Genomic DNA, 18,566 nt, shown 5'->3' with positions numbered 1-18,566 from the left:
GGGCGGGAGGCCGCCGGACCCGCCCGGTCCCCCGGCCTGCCGACCGGCCCGGTGCGGGTCAGCAGGTCGGCAGGCCGGGGACGGGCGCGTCGTTCTTGCCGCCCTTGAGGTAGACGACGCTGACGTAGACCCCGGAATTGCCGCTGTCGTCGTCCGTCTTCGCCCACCAGGTGTTCGTCCAGCGGCCGTACGTCTCCCGGCGGCCCAGATTCGCCTGGCAGAAGAAGTAGTTGGTGCCCATGTTCAAGGTGCCGACGTGCTGGAACGAGCTGGTGTACGAGGCGGCGCCGCGCCACACCTCGCAGTTGACCTTGCCGCCGCCGATCGGCGCGCAGGAGCTGGGCCCCTGGTCGCCGCCGCTGCCACCGGTGGCACCGCCGCCCCCCGGGCCGGAGGTGCCACCGGACGCGGAGCCGCCCGTGCCGCCGTGCCCGCCGTCGCCTCCCGTACCGCCGACCGCCGCACCGCCGCCCCCCGTCCTGCCGGTGTCACCGCCGCCCCGCTCGGGCTTCCCTGACCCGGTTCCCCGCGACGGCGCGCCAGGGGTGGCGGAAGCCGAGCTCCGCTCCCCCGCGCCGTCCCCCGTCGCCTTCCCGCCCGCCTTCGCGTCCCCAATCTCCTTCGGCGCGCCCGACGCGCCCGCCTTCGCGGCCTGCTCCTCCGAGGGCGCGGTGGGCAGCCGCTGCGCGACCGTACCGCCGGAGTCCCGGGCCATCAGCCCGTACGTCACTCCGCCACCGGCCAGCAGGACGGCGGCCACAGCGGCGGCGGCGAGGACGGTGGTACGGCGCCCGCGGCCCGCCGGGGGCGCGGCGGCACCCGCTACCGGTACGGCGTTGGTCTCCCGCTCCCCCAGGTCACCCGCGGGGACCGGCCCGGCGGGAGGCTGCCCGCCGACCGGCCCGGTAGGCGCGGGGCCGGCCGCCCCGCCCGCGGTTCCCGGGGCGGGCGGCGGTGACGCCCACACGTCCGGCGCGGTCGGCGTCCGCGGCGTGCCCAGCCGCATGGTGTCGCGCCCGTCGGCGACCGCCGCCAGCAGCGCCCGCGCCTCGGCCGCGCTCGGCCGGGCGGCCGGGTCCTTGGCCATCAGCGCGTGCAGCACCGGCGTCAGCGGCCCGGCGCGGCGCGGCTCGGGCAGTGGTTCGGAGACGATCGCCGTCAGGGTCGACCACACCGACGTACGGCGGAACGGCACGCCGCCGCCCTCCACCGCCGCGTACAGCGTCATGCCCAGCGACCAGATGTCCGAGGCCGGGGAGGGCGGCTGCCCCTGGGCCCGCTCGGGCGGCAGGTAGTCGAGCGAGCCGACGAGTTCGCCGCTGCGGGTGAGGTGGGTGCTCGCCCCGTCGTCCGGCGCCTCGATGCTGGCGATACCGAAGTCGGTGAGCACCACACGGCCCACCCCGGCGTCCGGGCGGCCCGCACGCCGCTCCCAGCCCTCCAGCAGGACGTTGCCGGGCTTGACGTCGCGGTGCAGCACGCCCACCTGGTGGGCGGCGTCCAGCGCGTCCATCACCTTGGCGCCGATGGCGGCGATCTCGCGCGGATCGATGGGGCCGCCCCGGTCGAGCGCGTCGTCCAGCGACGGCCCGTCGACCAGTTCCATGACGATGACCGGCCGGCCGTCCTCGTCGATCACGTCGTGCACGGTGACCACGCCGGAGTGCCGGATGCGGGCCGCGGCCCGCGCCTCGCGCTGCATCCGGGTGCGCAGGTCGGCCAGTTCCGGCGCGGACGCGTCGGTGTAGGCGCGCAGCACCTTGACGGCGACCTCCCGGCCCAGCACCTCGTCCACCGCCCGGCAGACGACGCCCATGCCGCCGCGGCCGATCTGCCCGGTGACCCGGTAGCGCCCGCCGAGCAGCCGCCCGGTCAACTCCCCTGCCCCGGAGCCCCCTTCACGCGCACCGCCACCGTCCTTGCCGTCGCCCACGCCCCCGGGCCCGTTCCCGCCGTCCACGCCACTCGCCCCGTTCGCCCCACTCGTCCCCTGTCATGGTCGGCGCCAGCCTAAGGGGGCGGGCAGCCCGTCGGACCCCCTCAGACCGTGGGGGCGAAGGCATCGAGACGGGACTGTTGCGCGGCGGCGGCCGCGGCGCCCACCACGCCGGCGTCCGTCCCCATCTGGGCCGGTACGACCGCGATATCCCGGACGAAGGACAGCGTCGCGTAGTCGCGCAGGGCGCGGCGCAGGGGGACGAAGAGGGTGTCACCGGCGCCCGCCACGCCGCCGCCGATCACCACGATCTCGATCTCGACCAGCGCGGCGGTGGCCGCGATGCCGGCGGCCAGGGCCTGGGCGGCCCGCTCGAACGAGTGACGGGCCACCGGGTCACCCGCACGGGCCGCCACGGCCACGGCGGCGGCGCTGGTGTCCCCGTCGGGGCCGGGCCGCCAGCCGTTTTCGAGGGCGCGGCGGGCGATATTGGGGCCGCTGGCGAGGCGCTCGACGCAGCCGCGGGCGCCGCACGGGCACGGGTCGCCGTCGAGGTCCACGCTGATGTGGCCGATGTGGCCGGCGTTTCCGGTGAGGCCCGGGTGCAACTGGCCGTTGAGGACCAGGCCGCCCCCGACACCCGTGGAGACCACCATGCACAGGGCGTTCGCGTAGCCGCGGGCGGCGCCCTGCCAGTGTTCGGCGGCGGTCATGGCCGCGCCGTCGCCCACCAGCACGACCGGGCGCGCGCCGACCAGCGCCCGCACCTCTGCGACCACCGGGAAGTCCCGCCAGCCTGGGATGTTGACCGGGCTGACCGTGCCGCGCCGGACGTCCACCGGGCCCGCGCTGCCGATGCCGACGGCCGCCACCCTGGCCCACTCGGGGCGCGCGGTCAGCTCGCCCACGACCTCCGCCAGCGCGCCCAGCACCGTGGCGCCGTCCCCGTCGGCAGGGGTGGGCCGGGTGGTGCGGACGAGCAGGCTGCCGCGCTCGTCCACCAGCGCTCCGGCGATCTTGGTGCCGCCGATGTCCAGCGCTGCGCTCAGGTCCGTCTGCATCGGTGTCGAATCTCCTGGTGGGCGCATGGGCCGGGGTGCGTGGCCCCGGCGCGGGAACGCCAGTCTCGTGTCATTTGACAACGTTGTCCAGAGGTTATGCTCGACGCCGTACCGCGCACCGCCGCACGGCACCGGCGGACGGCACCGCCCGGCCGGCCCCACGCACCGGCCGCTCGGACACCGCCACGTCCATCATCCGCGTACCGGACCGGGAACCGCCACACCCACCTCGTCCGTCTCTCCAGCAACAACCGGAGCGGGGACCGCAGCCGAGGCCGCACCAGGACCACCCGGCCGCCGCCCCGCCGGCACCCACCACAGCCGACAGAATCAGGACCGCGCACCGTGACCGACACCGCCCGGGGCACCTCCCGCCGCTACGGCAGCCGGCCGACGATGAAGGACGTCGCGGCCCGGGCGGGCGTCGGCCTGAAGACGGTCTCCCGGGTGGTCAACGGCGAGCCCGGCGTCACACCCGACACCGAACGCCGCGTCCAGGACGCCATCACCGCCCTCGGCTTCCGCCGCAACGACTCCGCGCGCATTCTGCGCAAGGGCCGCACCGCCAGCATCGGTCTGGTCCTGGAGGACCTCGCCGACCCCTTCTACGGGCCGCTCAGCCGCGCCGTCGAAGAGGTCGCCCGGGACCACGGCGCGCTGCTGATCAACGGGTCCAGCGCCGAGGACCCGGTGCGCGAACAGGAGCTGGTGCTCGCCCTGTGCGCGCGCCGGGTGGACGGCCTGGTGATCATCCCGGCCGGGGACGACCACCGCTATCTGGAGCCGGAGATCGCGGCGGGCGTCGCCACCGTCTTCGTGGACCGCCCGGCGGGCCGGATCGAGGCGGACACGGTGCTGTCCGACAGCTTCGGCGGCGCCCGCGACGCGGTGGCCCACCTGATCGCGCACGGCCACCGCCGCATCGGCTTCATCGGCGACCAGCCGCGCATCCACACCGCCGTGGAGCGGCTGCGCGGCTACCGTACGGCGATGGCCGGCGCCGGGCTGGACGTCGACGAGTCGTGGGTCTCCCTCGGGTCGACCGCCCCGGACCGGGTACGCTTCGCGGCCACCGCGATGCTGGACGGGCCGCGACCGGTCACGGCCCTGTTCGCGGGCAACAACCGGGTCACGGTCACCGCGGTACGGGTGCTCGCCGAACGCCCGCGCCCGGTCGCCCTGGTGGGCTTCGACGACTTCGAACTCGCCGACCTGGTCTCCCCCGCGATCACGGTCGTCGCCCAGGACGCCGCGCGCCTCGGCCGTACCGCCGCCACGATGCTCTTCCGCCGCCTCGACGGCGCCGAACTCCCCCCGCAGCGCCAGAACATCCCGACCCGCCTCATCCCCCGCGGCTCGGGCGAACTGCCGCCGCCCTCGGACGGCTGAGGGCTACGGCACAGCTGGGGTGGTAGGGCGCGGCCGGGCAATGCGTCGCGTCCGCCGCGGTACGGCGCGTAACGGCGTGTCCGGAGGGCGGAACGGCGCGCCTATACGTCGTACGCGCCGTTGGCGCCCTCCGGCACCGGCCCGGCACGCTCGAACCGAGGCTCCCACCCCTGCCGCCCTACGAGCTGGTGAGAATCACGAGTTGCCGCGTCGCCCGGGACATCGCCACATAGCGGTCCACCGCGCCCTGGACGCCCTCGCCGAAGTCCTCCGGATCGACGAGAACGACCAGGTCGAACTCCAGCCCCTTCGCCAGTTCCGGGGAGAGCGAGCGGACGCGGGGCGTCGCCCGGAATGTGGGGTCGCCGATGACGCAGGCGATGCCGTCGTCGTGCGCGGCGAGCCAGTCGTCGAGGACCGTGTCCCGTTCGGTGACGGAGCCGTGGACGACCGGGATGCCGCTGCCGCGGATCGAGGTCGGCACGTTGGCGTCCGGGAGGGCGGCCCTGATGACCGGCTCGGCCTCCGCCATGACCTCTTCCGGCGTCCGGTAGTTGATGCTCAGCGAGGCCAGGCCGATCCGGTCCAGCCCGACCCGTTCGAGGCGTTCGCGCCACGACTCGGTGAACCCGTGCCGGGCCTGGGCGCGGTCGCCGACGACGGTGAAGCTCCGGGACGGGCAGCGCAGCAGCAGCATCTGCCACTCCGCGTCGGTCAGTTCCTGTGCCTCGTCCACGACGATGTGTGCGAACGGGCCGGCGAGCAGGTCCGGTTCCACGGTGCTCAGTTCGGCCTCGTCGACCAGGCTGACCTGGGCGTCCTGGCCGCGCAACATCGTCACCAGGCCCTCGCCGTCGTCGAGGTCGGCGCCGGAGGCGGACGCGGCCTCGATCAGGTTGTCGACGACCTGCGTCATGCGCTCGCGCTGGGCGGCGAGGACGGCCGCGTGCCGGCGCTTGCGCCGGGCCGCCTCCGGGTCGCCGAGCCGCTGCCGTGCCGCGTCCAGGAGCGGCAGGTCGGACACCGTCCAGGCCTGCGGCGCGTCCTTGCGCTGGAGCCTGCGCACCTCGTCGGCACCGAGCCAGGGAGCGCACAGCCGCAGGTAGGCGGGGACCGTCCACAGGTCCGAGACCAGGTCGGCGGCTTCGAGCAGCGGCCACGCGCGGTGCAGGGCCGTGACGAGTTCCGCGTCGTGGCGCAGCGACCGCTGGAAGGCCTGGCCCGGGACGTCGCCGTCGAGCTTGTCCAGCAGGATCGCGGCGAGCTCTTCCCATATCTGCTCGCGTGCCTCGTTGTGCGGCGTGCCGGGGTCCGGCGCATCGAACGCCTCGGCCCAGTCGTCGGCGCTCAGCCGCACGTCGCCCCAGTCGGTCGAGACCGTCATCCCCCTGGTGGGCGGTTCCTCGTAGATCCCGACGGCCTTCTCGACGGCCTTCACCATGTCCGCGGACGACTTCAGGCGGGCCACCTCCGGGTCGCTCTCGTCCGCCGCTTCGGCCCCCTCGGCGACGAGGTCCCGTACGACGCAGGTCTGCACGCCTTCCTCGCCGAGGCTGGGCAGGACGTCGTCCACGTAGGCCAGGTAGGGCCGGTGCGGGCCGACGACCAGCACACCGCCGCGTCGGTGCCCGAGGCGGGGGTCGGAGTGGAGGAGGTAGGCGGAGCGGTGCAGGGCGACGACGGTCTTGCCCGTGCCCGGTCCGCCGTCGACGACGAGGGCGCCGCGGGACCCCGCCCGGATGATGGCGTCCTGGTCGGCCTGGATGGTGCCGAGCACGTCCCGCATCCGTGCCGAGCGGGTGCCGCCCAGGCTGGCGATGAAGGCGGAGTGGTCGTCCAGCGCGGCGTGCCCTTCGAGCCCGTCGGCGGTGAAGACCTCGTCCCAGTAGTCGCCGATCCGGCCGCGGGTCCAGCGGTACCGGCGGCGGCTGGTCAGCCCCATCGGGTCGGCGTGGGTGGCGCCGAAGAACGGCTCGGCCGCGGGCGTCCGCCAGTCGACGAGCAGCCGGCGGCCCGAGCTGTCGGTGAGGCCGAGCCGTCCGACGTACACGGGCTCGGTGCCGTCCTCGCCGACCATGCGGCCGAGGCACAGGTCGAGGCCGAAACGGCGCAGGGCGCGCAGCCGTCCGGTCAGCCGGCGGACCTCCACGTCGCGGTCCATCGCCTGTCGGCCGATGCCGCCGGGCGCCTTGAGTTCGGCGTCGAGCTGCTCGGACAGTTCGGTGATCGTCCGGTCCAGGCTCTCCGCGATGGCCGCGAAGTGCCGCTCGTCGGCCGCCGTCAGCTTCGGGTCGGCCTTGGCTGCCAGGCGGTCGGAAAGGTCGAACACGCTGGTGGTGGTGAGGGGGTTCATGGCGTCAGCTCCGATCCTGGGCCGCGCCTGCGGAGGTCTGCCGGGTGGCTGCCCGCGGCCCGGTGCCGGGCGCTCGCGACCGCAGTGCGGGCCCCTGCGCCTCCTCGCCGTCACCGCACACCCCATACACCGACAACAACACACGCACGTCGTGTATCCCCCATTTCCGCAGGTTCTGGCCTAGGCCAGAGATTCTGCGGTACGACCGGGGCCTTGCCGCAAGCCCCCCTGTGCGCTATAAGTTGAGAGTGGCAGGGAGTGGGAGACTCCTTGCCTTTTGTTTTTCCGCCAACCGGCAGTCGTCGACGGGCAGTCGCAAGCCGGACGGGGCGGATACGGCGACGCGGCGCACGCCGTGTGCGTACGCCGCGTGGCGAAGTGCCCCGCCCTGAGGCCCGAGGTCAGGCGGTCCGCGTCGGCCGGCCCGCCAGGCCGTCGATGTCGGCGCGGGTGAGGCCGGTCAGGCGGGCGACCTCGGCGATGTCGACGGCGCCGCAGTCCAGGCCGCGCAGCAGGTAGCCGCTGAGCGCCTTGGCGGTCGCGGGCTCGTCCATCACGTCGCCGCCCGCCTTGGCCACGTACGCGGCCAGCCGGGCCGCGGCCTGCTCCAGGCCCTCGCGGTAGAAGGCGTAGACGGCGGCGTAGCGGGTGGGCAGGTGGGCCGGGTGCATGTCCCAGCCCTGGTAGTACGCGCGGGCCAGGGAGCGGCGCACGAGGCCGTGGTGCAGCCGCCAGGCGTCGTGGACCCGGGTGGTCGCGCCGACCGGGAGGACGTTGGTCGAGCCGTCGGAGAGACGGACGCCGGTGCCGGCGGCGGCGACCTGCATGACGGCCTTGGCGTGGTCGGCCACCGGGTGGTCGAGGGACTGGTGGGCGGCGCTGACGCCGCAGGAGGCGCTGTAGTCGAAGGTTCCGTAGTGCAGGGAGGTGGCGCGGCCCTCGGCGGCCTCGATCATGCGGGCGACGGTGGCGCGGCCGTCGGCACCCAGGATGGACTGGGTGGTCTCGATCTGGATCTCGAAGCCGATCCGCCCGGCGGGCAGGCCGTGCGTCTCCTCGAACGCCTCCAGCAGCCGCACCATCGCGGTGACCTGCTCGGGGTAGGTGACCTTGGGCAGGGTCAGCACCAGGCCGTCCGGGAGGCCGCCGGCCGCCAGCAGGCCGGTCAGGAAGATGTCGAGGGTGCGGATGCCGCGGTCGCGGACGGCGGCCTCCATGCACTTCATGCGGATGCCCATGCAGGGCGCGGCGGTGCCGTCCCGGTAGGCGGCCGCGACGAGGGCGGCGGCGCGGGCGGCGGCCGCGTCCTCCTCGGCGTCCGGGCGTGGGCCGTAACCGTCCTCGAAGTCGATGCGCAGATCCTCGACGGGCTCGCGCTCCAGTTTGGCCCGTATCCGCTCGTACACCGGGACGGCGAGGTCGTCCGGGATGCCCAGGACTCCGGCGAACGCCTCGGCGTCCGGGGCGTGTTCGTCGAGCGCGGCGAGGGCGGCGTCGCCCCATGCGCGGATGGTGCCGGCGGTGAACGCGTCACCGGGGACGTAGACCGTGTGGACCGGCTGGCGGGTGCCGGGGTCGCCCGGGTAGCGCTGCGCGAGGTCCGCGTCGACCGCCGCGAGAGCGGCTCCGATCTCCTCGCGTACGGTGTCCGCGAGACTCGTCGCCACCGTCTCGTGCTGCCCCATCCGGCACCCTCCCAGCGCTCGCGCCCATCCCATGGGCTGCCCATTTTTCCGCTTTACGGAATCAACAATCCGTAGAGCGAAGCTATCCGGGCCGAGATCGCAGGTCAACACCCCTCCGGTACGGGCCGCGGAGACATACGGGACCACCGGGACACTCGCTCGAAGGGGAGCTTTCCCCGTGGCGTGCGCCGTGCGCCCGCGCGGCGGGTCATTCCGTTTCACCCCTTTCGGTTGTTCTCCCCGGCTTCACCGGCCGGACCGGAACGCCCGTGCGTAGCATCACCGTCGCGGTGCGGGCGGCCCGGGCGACCCGGCCGCCCGCACTAGGCGTGGGGGACGTGTATGCCGCAGGAGTTCGGGAACGCGCTGCGACGGCTGCGGCAGGAGAAGGAGGTCTCCCTCCGGACCCTGGCGCAGCTGGTGCACTACAGCAAGGGCTATCTCAGCAAGATCGAGAACGGTGAGAAGCCGCCGACCGAGGACGTCGCCCGTCGCTGCGACGCGGCCCTGAGCGCGCGGGGCGAGCTCACCCGGCTGCTGGCCAACCGCACGCCCGGCGACCACTGCCCGTATCCGGGGCTGGCCGCCTACACCGCCGAGGACGCCCCCTGGTTCTTCGGCAGGGAACGCGCCACCGCCGCGCTCGTCGGCCGCCTCGCCGAGCGCTTGGACGCCGCGGGGCCGCTGGTCCTGGCGGCCCCGTCCGGCGCCGGCAAGTCCTCCCTGCTCCGGGCCGGCCTGCTGCCCGCCCTGCGCGCGGGCGCCCTGCCCGGCTCCCGGCACTGGCCGGTCCGCGTCCTGACGCCCGGCGCGCACCCCCTCACCGAACTGGCCTCGGCGCTGGCCCTGCCCGACACCGCCACCACCCTCCCCAACAGGCCCACCGCCCCCGACAACACGGCCGAGCAACTGGCCGAGGAAGAGGCACTGGCCGGGCAACTGGCCGAGGCACCCGAACGGTGCGCCGCCGCCGTCCGCGCCGCCCTCGGCCCCCACCCGCGTCTGGTCCTCGTCGTCGACCAGTTCGAGGAGGTGTTCACCGCCTGCGAGGACCCCCACGAGCGGCGCGCCTTCGTCGCGGCCCTGTGCGCGGCCGCCCGGCACGCCCCGTGCGCCGTGGTCCTCTGCGTACGCGCCGACTTCTACGGAGCGTGCCTGGACCACCCCCCGCTCGCCCCGGCCCTCTCCGCCGGGATCTTCGCGCTGCGCCCCATGTCCGTACCGGAGGTACGCGCGGCCATCACCCGGCCCGCGCGGGAGGCCGCGCTGGAGCTCGAACCGGGGCTCGAAGAACTGCTCCTGTCCGACCTCGGCATCCACGAGGACGACGGACCGGTGGCCGGCGGAGCGCTGCCCCTGCTGGCGCACGCCCTGCTCGCCACCTGGCAGCAGCGCAGCGGCCGCACCCTCACCGTCGCCGGGTACCGCCTGACCGGCGGCCTGCACGGCGCCGTCGCCACCACCGCCGAGCGGGTGCACGCCGGACTGGACCCGGCCGAGCGGCGGGCGGCACGACAGGTGCTGCTGCGGCTGGTGCAGGTCGGCGAGATCGCGGGCGAGACGCGCCGACGCGTCCCGCACGAGCGCCTGCTGGAGCACCTGCCGGCCCCGGAGAAGACCGCCGCCGTCATCGACGTCTTCGTACGCGCCCGGCTGCTGACCCTCGACGCGGACACCGTGGAGATCACCCACGAGGCGCTGCTGCGGGCCTGGCCGCGGCTGCGCGGCTGGATCCGGGCCGACCGGGCCGGGCTCGTCGTCCACCAGCGGCTCTCGGAGGCGGCCGCGGCATGGAAGCGGGAGGGGCGCGAAACGGCGGGGCTGTACCGGGGCACGCGGCTGGCGGTGGCCCGCGAATGGGCCGGACAGCAAGGGGAGAACGCCGGACTCAGCCCGCTGGAGGAGGAGTTCCTGCACGCCTCGCTGGCGTGCGAGGCGGCCGCCGCGCAGGCCGGTCGCCGCCGGGTGCGCCGCCGCCGCAGGCTCGCGGGCACCCTGGCCGTACTGCTCGTCCTCGCCGTGTGCGCGGGCGTGCTGGCGGTCCAGCAGTGGCGTACGGCGGAATCGGGCCGCCGCGACGCGTACGCCGGTGAACTGGCCGCGCGCTCCGGCCAGGTGGCCACCGGCCAGCCCGAGGCGGCCATACTGCTCGCCGCCGAGGCGTACCGGCTGCGCCCCTCCCCCGCCTCCCGCAGCGCGCTGCTGAGCACCCAGGCCCGGCCGTTCTCGGGCCGTCTGACGGGGCATCGGGGACCGGTGAACGCCGCCGCGTTCAGCCCCGCCGGGCGGCTGCTGGCCGCCGGCAGTACGGACGGGACGGTCCGGCTGTGGGACCCGCGCACCCGCCGCGCGCTGGGCACCGCGATCCGGGCGGGTTCGGCGCGTATCCGCGGAGTGGCCTTCAGCCCGGACGGCCACCTGCTGGCGGCGGGCGCCGCGGACGGCTCGGTACGAGTACGGGACGCCGACCGCCGCACCCCGGCCATCACGGTGCCCGGCGACGGACCGGGCGGCGAGGTGGCCTTCGCCCCGGCGGGTCCGGGAGGGGCGGCGGGTCCGTCGGACTCGTCGGGCCCGTCAGGGACGGCAGGCCCGTCAAGGCCGTCGACCCCGGCAGGAACCCCCCGCCGGCACCTCCTCGCGGCCACCGGCCCCGGCGGCAGCGTGACCCTGTGGGACGCCCCCCGGATGCGGCCGACGATCCGTCTGCCCGGCCTCGGGGGCGCCGCGACCGGCAAGGTGGCGTTCAGCCCGGACGGGCGGCTGCTGGCCCGCGGGGACGGCAACGGCCGAGTGCGGGTGTGGCGGCTGCCGCCCTCGGTGACCGCGTCCGCCCCCGGCAGTGCCCGGTCCGACGCCGACCGCCCCGCCTCCCCCACCGTCCTGGCCGACCGCGCCGGGCACGGCGACGGTGCCGTCGCCGTGGCCTTCAGCCCCGACAGCGCGACGCTGGCCGTCGGCGGCACGGACCGCACGGTCACGCTGTACGACACCCGCCGGATGACCGTCACCGGACGGCTCACCGGCCACAACGACGACATCAACGCGCTGGCGTTCTGCCCCGACGGCAACACCCTCGCGTCCGCCTCCGGGGACGGGTCCACCCGCCTGTGGGAGGTCGCCACCCAGCGCCCCGTCGCCGCCTTCACCGGCCACAGCGACTACGTGCTCACCGCCGCCTTCTCCCCGGACGGCCGCACGCTCGCCACCGGCAGCTTCGACCGGACGCTGACCCTGTGGGACCCGGTCGGCGCGGCGCTGACCGCCCGGCCCGTCTCGGGCCGGTCCGCGGTCGCCTTCGCACCGGGCGGACGGCAGCTGGCCGCGGCGGGCGCCGACGGCTCGGTCCAGCGGTGGGACGTACGGTCCCGTACACAGCTCGGGCCACCGCTGCGCGCCCACCACGGACCGGTGCGGGGTCTGGCCTACAGCCGCGACGGCCGGACGTACGCGACCGCCGGCGCCGACGGGACCGTACGACTGTGGGACGCGGCGAGCGGCGCCCTGAGAAGGCTCCTCACGGGGTCGCGCGGATCGGTGTTCGGCGTGGCCCCCTCCCCCGACGGGCGGCTGCTTGCGGGGGCCAGCGAGGACGGCACGGTCCGGCTGTGGGACCTCGCACGGGGCGGCTCCACTGTCCTGACCGGCCATGAGGACTTCGTCAACGGCGTGGCGTTCAGCCCGGACGGGCGGCTGCTGGCCAGCGCGAGCGACGACTGCACGGTACGGCTCTGGGACACCGTTACACGCCGCCCGCTCGCCGTTCTGCGCGGGCACACGGGCGCGGTGTGGGCAGTGGCCTTCAGTGCCGACGGGCGCACGCTCGCCTCAGCGGGCAACGACCGTACGGTCCGCCTGTGGGACCTGCGGCGGCACCGCGGCGCCGGGGTACTGCGCGGCCACACGGGGTCGGTGCGCGACATCGCCTTCGCGCCGCGCGGGCGGCAGTTGGCCACGGTCGGCTTCGACGGCACCGTACGGCTCTGGGACACGGCCGCCCGTACGCAGGTCGCCACGCTGACCGGGCACACCGACGTGGTGTGGTCGGTGGCCTACGCGCCGGACGGCAGGACACTGGCGAGCACCGGCGCGGACGGCTCCGTACGCCTGTGGGACCTGGACGCGGGCCGGGTGGCCAGGAGCATCTGCCCGCTGGTGGGCAGGGCCGGACCCGGGCGCTGGCGCGAACTGCTGCCCGACGTCCCCTACGATCCCCTCTGCGCCCCCTGAAACCACAACAACCACAGCGGTTTCCCCAGCGGCGCCATGAACGCATGGGATCAACGCGCTGGATCAACGGGATAAACCCGTGGCATCCCCCGCCCATGCCGGGTGAAACTCTCCGGCATGACATGGACCGCACCACACGTCGCCCGCCGTTCCGAGCCGTACGTGGCCGACGAGCGCGCGATGCTCCAGGGCTGGCTGGACCGGCACCGCGACACCCTGCTCAGCAAGTGCGCAGGCCTCACACCTGAACAGCTCACCCTGGCGAGCGCCGAACCGTCGAACCTGACCCTGCTCGGCCTCGTCCGGCACATGGCCGACGTGGAACGCGCCTGGTTCCGGCAGCGCGCCGCGGGCCAGAAGATCGGCAACCTCTACTTCACCGAGGAACAGCCGGACGCCGACTTCGAGGTAATCGAGCCCGCCGGAGCCGAGCAGGCACTGACCACACTCCGCGCCGAGTACGAGGCCGCCGACCTGGCCGTGGCCCACCGCAAACTCGACGACACCTTCCCCATGCCGGACGGCCGGACGATCAGCCTCCGGTGGGTATACGTCCACATGATCGAGGAATACGCCCGCCACAACGGCCACGCGGACCTGCTGCGCGAACGGATCGACGGGGTGACGGACGAATAGCAGCGGGACGTCATCCGCCGGCTCCCCTCCACCATCGACCGACTGATTGATCGATGAACAGCCGGCGCCCCCGCGCACCCGACGCAGACCCCGTACGCGAAAGGCCCAGGGCCCGTACGCGGGTGCGTACGGGCCCTGGGCTCGTCACCGGCGTGGCGCGGCCCCACCGTGCCCCGCCGGATCAGCCCTTGCGGGTCTTGACCTCGTCGGTGAGCGCGGGGACGACCTCGAACAGGTCGCCGACTACGCCGTAGTCGACCAGGTCGAAGATCGGCGCCTCGGCGTCCTTGTTGATGGCGACGATGGTCTTCGAGGTCTGCATACCGGCGCGGTGCTGGATCGCGCCGGAGATGCCCGCCGCGATGTACAGCTGCGGCGAGACGGACTTGCCGGTCTGGCCGACCTGGTTGGTGTGCGGGTACCAGCCCGCGTCCACCGCGGCGCGCGAGGCGCCGACGGCCGCGCCGAGCGAGTCGGCGAGCGCCTCGATGACCGGGAAGTTCTCGGCGCCGTTGACGCCGCGGCCACCGGAGACCACGATCGCGGCCTCGGTCAGGTCCGGGCGGCCGGTGGACTCGCGCGGGGTGCGCGAGACGACCTTGGTGCCCTTGGAGGTCTCGGCGACGGTCACCGCGAGCTGCTCGACCGTACCGGCGGCCGGCGCGGCCTCCGGGGCGGCGGAGTTGGGCTTGACGGTGATGACCGGGGTGCCCTTGGTGATGCGGGACTTGGTGGTGTACGAGGCCGCGAAGACGGACTGGGTGGCCACCGGGCCCTCGTCGCCGGCCTCCAGGTCGACGGCGTCGGTGATGATGCCGGAGCCGATGCGGACCGCGAGGCGGGCACCGATCTCCTTGCCCTCGGCGGAGGACGGCAGCAGCACGGCGGCCGGGGAGACGGCCTCGTAGGCGGCCTGGAGCGCGTCGACCTTCGGCGCGACCAGGTAGTCGGCGAATTCCGGCGCGTCGGCGGCCAGGACCTTCACCGCGCCGTGCTCGGCGAGCGTGGCGGCGGCGGTGTCGGCACCGGGGCCGAGGTGCACGGCCACCGGCTCGCCGATGCGGCGGGCGAGGGTGAGCAGTTCGAGGGTGGGCTTGCGGACGGCGCCGTCCACGTGGTCGACGTAGACAAGGACTTCAGCCATGGGATTGCTCTCCTGCGGGAAAAGTGCGGGCGGTGGGGAGGACGGGGTTCCGGGGGCTCAGATGAACTTCTGGCCCGCGAGGAACTCGGCGAGCTGCTTGCCGCCCTCGCCCTCGTCCTTGACGATCGTGCCCGCGGTGCGGGCCGGACGCTCGGCCGCCTCGTCGACCTTGGTCCAGGCGCCCGCCAGGCCGACCTCGTCCGCCTCGATGTCCAGGTCGTCCAGGTCCAGGGACTCCACCGGCTTCTTCTTGGCGGCCATGATGCCCTTGAAGGACGGGTAACGCGCCTCGCCGGACTGGTCGGTGACCGACACGACGGCGGGCAGCGACGCCTCCAGCTGCTCGGTGGCGGTGTCACCGTCCCGGCGGCCCTTGACGACGCCGTCCTCGACGGAGACCTCGGACAGCTGGGTCACCTGCGGTACGCCCAGGCGCTCGGCGAGCAGCGCGGGCAGCACGCCCATGGTGCCGTCGGTGGAGGCCATGCCGCAGACGACCAGGTCGTAGCCGGTCTTCTCGACGGCCTTGGCGAGCACGAGGGAGGTGCCGAGCGCGTCGGTGCCGTGCAGATCGTCGTCCTCGACGTGCACGGCCTTGTCGGCGCCCATCGACAGGGCCTTGCGCAGCGCGTCGTTGGCGTCCTCGGGGCCGACGGTCAGGACCGTGATCTCCGCGTCGTCGGCGGCTTCCTTGATCTGCAGGGCCTGCTCGACCGCGTACTCGTCGAGCTCCGAGAGCAGGCCGTCCACGTCGTCGCGGTCGACGGTCAGGTCCTCGGCGAAGTGCCGGTCGCCGGTGGCGTCGGGCACGTACTTCACACAGACAACGATCCTCAGGCTCACGCCGGCTCTCCTACCTGCTTCGACTCTTCAGAACTGCCTTGTGCTGGCAGCATAGGCGCCTGTTGGGGCAGCTTCCGGCCGGATGGGTTCCCCGCGCCGACCGAAATATTACTCGCCAGTACACCCACCACATTCCCCGATATCAAGGCCGTTGAACTGTGACGTTGCCAACGGATACGGGTGGGGCCGAAGAGCGTCGACAGCGGAACCGGCGGGCCGCGCGGAGCGTTGAGAGCACCGCGCGCCGCCCCGGAGCGGGCTCAGTCGCGCAGCGCGTTGAAGCGGCCCTCGTGGTACAGGAGCGGGCGGCTGCGGCCGGCGGTCCCGGCGTAGCCCTCCGGGTCGCCGTCGACGACCTGACCCAGTACGAGGCGGTGGTCGCCGGCGGGCACCCGGGCCACCACCTCGCAGACCAGCCAGGCCAGCACACCGTCCAGCAGCGGCACGCCGTGCGGGCCGGGACGCCAGGAGGTCGGCGGCGCGAAGCGGTCGGCGCCGCTGCGCGCGAAGGTGGCGGCCAGCTCTTCCTGGTGCTCGCCGAGTATGTGGACGCCGATGTGCCCGGCCGAGGAGACCGCCGGCCAGCTGGAGGAGCCGGTGCTGATGCCGAACGAGATCAGCGGCGGCTCGGCGGCCACCGAGGTCAGCGAGGTGGCGGTGAAGCCCACGGGGCGGATGCCGGGCGCGGTGATCACGGCGACGCCGGCGGCGTGCTGCCGGAAGACGGAGCGCAGGAGGTCGGGAGTGGCGGATCGGGGCGTACCGAGGTCGGCCGGTGCCGTCATGGAGGTGTCCTTCTGCCGTGGTGTACGGGCCGGAACGGCGCCGTCACCGGCGCGGTCGAGGTCGTCGCTGCTCACGCGCGGGGACAGCGCACGCCGACGGTGCGCCGGAGGTGCGCGTACACGGGTCCGTGAAGAAGGAGGCCTGGCCGCATGACGTCACACACTGACGACGCGTGCGCCGGGCAGTCAAGTGCCGCCGGACTTCTGGGAGATCAATCACGGAAAGATCGAACACGGGTGGACCGGTCACGGGCAGGCCGGTCGCGAGAGGATCGGTCACCGGCAGACCGGTCACGGGCAGGTCAGTCACGGACGGCGTCCCCCAGGGCTGCGATGACATCGGCCTTGCGGGGCTGCCCGGCCGCGCGGCGCACCACCGCGCCGTCCGCGTCGAGCACCAGCACCGTGGGCGTGCGCCGGACGCGCAGCGTCCGCACCAGGTCCAGGTGTGCCTCCGCGTCGATCTCCACATGGGCCACGCCGTCCACCATGCCCGCCACCTCGGCCAGGGTGCGCCGGGTGGCCCGGCAGGGCTGGCAGAAGGCACTGGAGAACTGGACGAGCGTGGCCCGCTCCCCCAGTTCGGCGCCCACCTCGGCGGCACCCAGCCGCCTCCCCACGTCCTGCCCTCGCACCCTTCGGCCTCCCGTCACGGCGGGCGGGCGAACACCGGGCCGCGCCCGCCGCACGGGCGCGGCGCCACGCGCCACCAGTCCTGTCCTCGGTCCTGTCCTCGACGGGTGCAGCGCCCGCCCGCGCACATTCATTCCCGCCGTACGGGGGCCAGGTGTACCTTCTGCCCGGGAGGGCAAGCGCACGAGGCGACCAGCACGTGACGAGAATCTCCCGGCAGCGGGGTGCCGTACGGTAGCCCCAAGGCCGCTGATCGGGCACGATCTCCCGAAAGCCGCATACTTACGGCTGCGTAACTTCTTCGCCGGGAGAACCCTCCCCAGGCACAGAAAAGGGGTCCCCGACATGGCAGAGCTCGTCTACCCGCCCGTCATCGGCGCCGCCCGCGCGGCATTCAAGGCGCTCGATCTGAAGTTCGACATCGCCGGGGCGGACAACATCCCCCGGCGCGGCGGCGCGGTGCTGGTGAGCAACCACATCGGATACCTGGACTTCATCTTCTGCGGCCTGGCCGCCCGCCCCGCCAAGCGCCTGGTGCGCTTCATGGCCAAGGAGTCGGTCTTCCGGCACAAGGTGTCGGGTCCGCTGATGCGCGCGATGAAGCACATCCCCGTGGACCGCGCGCAGGGTGTGCACGCCTACAAGCACGCGCTCAGCGCGCTGCGCGGCGGCGAGATCATCGGGGTGTTCCCGGAGGCGACGATCTCGGAGTCCTTCACGCTGAAGACGTTCAAGTCGGGCGCGGCCCGGCTGGCGCAGGAGGCGGGGGTGCCGCTGCTGCCGATGGCGCTGTGGGGCACCCAGCGGCTGTGGACCAAGGGGCACAAGCGGGACCTGGGCCGCAACCACTTCCCCATCACCATCCGGGTCGGCGAGCCGGTCGAGGCCTCGCCGGACGAGCACACCGAGAAGATCACCGACCGGCTGCGGTCCCGCGTGCAGGACCTGCTGGAGGCGGCGCAGCGCGCGTACCCGGTGCGCCCCAAGGGTCCGGACGACACCTGGTGGGTCCCGGCGCACCTCGGCGGCACGGCTCCGGCACCCGGGGCGACCGCCTAGCCTCCCGGCGACGGCGCGGCCTCGGAGGCCGGGCTCCGGGAGCCCGTGCGCGCCGCCGGACTTGCGGCTCAGTCGAAGAACCGCGGCTCCCGCACCTCGACGCGCGCGTCGGGGCAGGCCTTCTCCAGCGCCTCGGCGAGTTCGGCACCCGCCGCCGTCAGCTCGGCGGCGGTCATCGGCGCCATCCGCTCCAGCAAAAACAGCGCGTTGACGGAGGAGTCGGTGAGCCGCGTGCGCACGCCCTGGCGCCAGTTCCAGCGGCGGCAGGTCACGCCCTCGTCGTCGCACCACACGACCTCGCCGGGCTCGGGGTGTTCGACGACCTGTTCGCCGCCGGCCGCGGTGACGAACGGTTCCGTGCCGGTGGCCCGTACGAGCCGCATGTCGCCCTTGATGTGGTCCAGGTCCTCGCCGCCGACGGGGATCAGGTGGGCCACGCTGATGGCGTTGTAGATGTCGACGAGGCGGTTGATACGGGGCAGTCCGCCGTCCGCGAGGGCGCGCTTGGCCAGTGCCTCGGCGGAGTTGCGGGTACGGGACGGCTTAGTGCCGAAGGCGGTGTAGGCGGCGCGCCAGGCGGCTATGTGCGGGTCGTCCTGCGGGGCGCGGCCGTCCAGCCGCTCCGTGAGCCGCCGGGTGGCGGCGTCGAGCAGGGCCGAACCGGCCTCGTCGCTGGGTCCGTTGGTCAGTCCGTGGGCCTCGATGGCGACATGGCCGAAGCCGGGCGCGAGCGTACGCACCTCGTCGGAGACGTGCAGGGTGAGAGTCATGGTCGGCGTGCCTCGGGGAGTGCTAGGGCGGTGGGGAGCTGC

13 protein-coding genes are annotated in these 18,566 nt (G+C 74.2%); 4 read left to right on the top strand and 9 right to left on the bottom strand.

Features of this window, described 5'->3' with window-relative positions:
- Positions 1 to 58: 58 nt before the first annotated feature.
- Positions 59 to 1,960: a serine/threonine-protein kinase gene (locus tag ACFV57_RS16885; RefSeq protein WP_385231881.1), complete on the bottom strand. Its 1,902-nt coding sequence runs from the start codon at positions 1,958 to 1,960 to the stop codon at positions 59 to 61.
- 80 nt (positions 1,961 to 2,040) lie between these two features.
- Positions 2,041 to 2,997: an ROK family protein gene (locus ACFV57_RS16880; protein WP_385231878.1), complete on the bottom strand. Its 957-nt coding sequence runs from the start codon at positions 2,995 to 2,997 to the stop codon at positions 2,041 to 2,043.
- A 345-nt stretch (positions 2,998 to 3,342) separates the two neighbouring features.
- Between ACFV57_RS16880 and ACFV57_RS16875 the strand changes: the two genes are divergently transcribed.
- Positions 3,343 to 4,386, top strand: coding sequence for a LacI family DNA-binding transcriptional regulator (locus tag ACFV57_RS16875; protein ID WP_385231875.1), 1,044 nt, complete (start codon positions 3,343 to 3,345; stop codon positions 4,384 to 4,386).
- Between the two features lie 178 nt (positions 4,387 to 4,564).
- Here ACFV57_RS16875 and helR read toward each other — a convergent pair whose 3' ends face one another.
- Entirely contained in the window at positions 4,565 to 6,739 is a 2,175-nt protein-coding gene (helR, locus tag ACFV57_RS16870; protein ID WP_385231872.1) for an RNA polymerase recycling motor ATPase HelR, read from the bottom strand.
- Between the two features lie 401 nt (positions 6,740 to 7,140).
- A complete protein-coding gene (locus ACFV57_RS16865) occupies positions 7,141 to 8,424 on the bottom strand; it encodes a DUF6986 family protein (RefSeq protein WP_385231869.1) in 1,284 nt (427 codons plus the stop codon).
- 342 nt (positions 8,425 to 8,766) lie between these two features.
- Here ACFV57_RS16865 and ACFV57_RS16860 point away from each other — a divergent pair, with 342 nt between their 5' ends.
- Together ACFV57_RS16860 and ACFV57_RS16855 are read left to right on the top strand one after the other, a co-directional pair.
- A complete protein-coding gene (locus ACFV57_RS16860) occupies positions 8,767 to 12,654 on the top strand; it encodes a helix-turn-helix domain-containing protein (protein ID WP_385231866.1) in 3,888 nt (1,295 codons plus the stop codon).
- 117 nt (positions 12,655 to 12,771) lie between these two features.
- Positions 12,772 to 13,290: a DinB family protein gene (locus ACFV57_RS16855; protein ID WP_385231863.1), complete on the top strand. Its 519-nt coding sequence runs from the start codon at positions 12,772 to 12,774 to the stop codon at positions 13,288 to 13,290.
- Between the two features lie 181 nt (positions 13,291 to 13,471).
- On the opposite strand, the gene ACFV57_RS16850 is transcribed toward ACFV57_RS16855, so the two are convergent.
- From ACFV57_RS16850 to ACFV57_RS16835, 4 genes are all read right to left on the bottom strand, one after another.
- Positions 13,472 to 14,434 carry an electron transfer flavoprotein subunit alpha/FixB family protein gene (locus ACFV57_RS16850; protein WP_385231860.1) on the bottom strand — a complete coding sequence of 321 codons (963 nt, stop codon included), beginning with the start codon at positions 14,432 to 14,434 and terminating at the stop codon, positions 13,472 to 13,474.
- A gap of 57 nt (positions 14,435 to 14,491) precedes the next feature.
- Entirely contained in the window at positions 14,492 to 15,277 is a 786-nt protein-coding gene (locus ACFV57_RS16845) for an electron transfer flavoprotein subunit beta/FixA family protein (RefSeq protein WP_385231857.1), read from the bottom strand.
- 260 nt (positions 15,278 to 15,537) lie between these two features.
- A complete protein-coding gene (locus tag ACFV57_RS16840; RefSeq protein ID WP_385232068.1) occupies positions 15,538 to 16,062 on the bottom strand; it encodes a flavin reductase family protein in 525 nt (174 codons plus the stop codon).
- A gap of 302 nt (positions 16,063 to 16,364) precedes the next feature.
- Entirely contained in the window at positions 16,365 to 16,829 is a 465-nt protein-coding gene (locus tag ACFV57_RS16835; protein WP_385231854.1) for a thioredoxin family protein, read from the bottom strand.
- A gap of 211 nt (positions 16,830 to 17,040) precedes the next feature.
- On the opposite strand from ACFV57_RS16835, the gene ACFV57_RS16830 reads away from it, so the two are divergent.
- The gene (locus ACFV57_RS16830) at positions 17,041 to 17,754 is read left to right on the top strand and encodes a lysophospholipid acyltransferase family protein (protein WP_385231851.1); all 714 of its coding nucleotides are present in this window, start codon (positions 17,041 to 17,043) and stop codon (positions 17,752 to 17,754) included.
- Between the two features lie 68 nt (positions 17,755 to 17,822).
- On the opposite strand, the gene ACFV57_RS16825 is transcribed toward ACFV57_RS16830, so the two are convergent.
- Positions 17,823 to 18,524, bottom strand: a complete 702-nt coding sequence (locus ACFV57_RS16825; RefSeq protein WP_385231848.1) for a B3/4 domain-containing protein — start codon at positions 18,522 to 18,524, stop codon at positions 17,823 to 17,825.
- Between the last annotated feature and the right edge of the window lie 42 nt (positions 18,525 to 18,566).

It is taken from the genome of Streptomyces sp. NPDC059788 (genome assembly GCF_042732265.1).
GTDB lineage: Bacteria > Actinomycetota > Actinomycetes > Streptomycetales > Streptomycetaceae > Streptomyces.
Note: the sequence above shows the minus strand (reverse complement) of the source record. Positions and strands in the feature narration are given on the sequence as shown.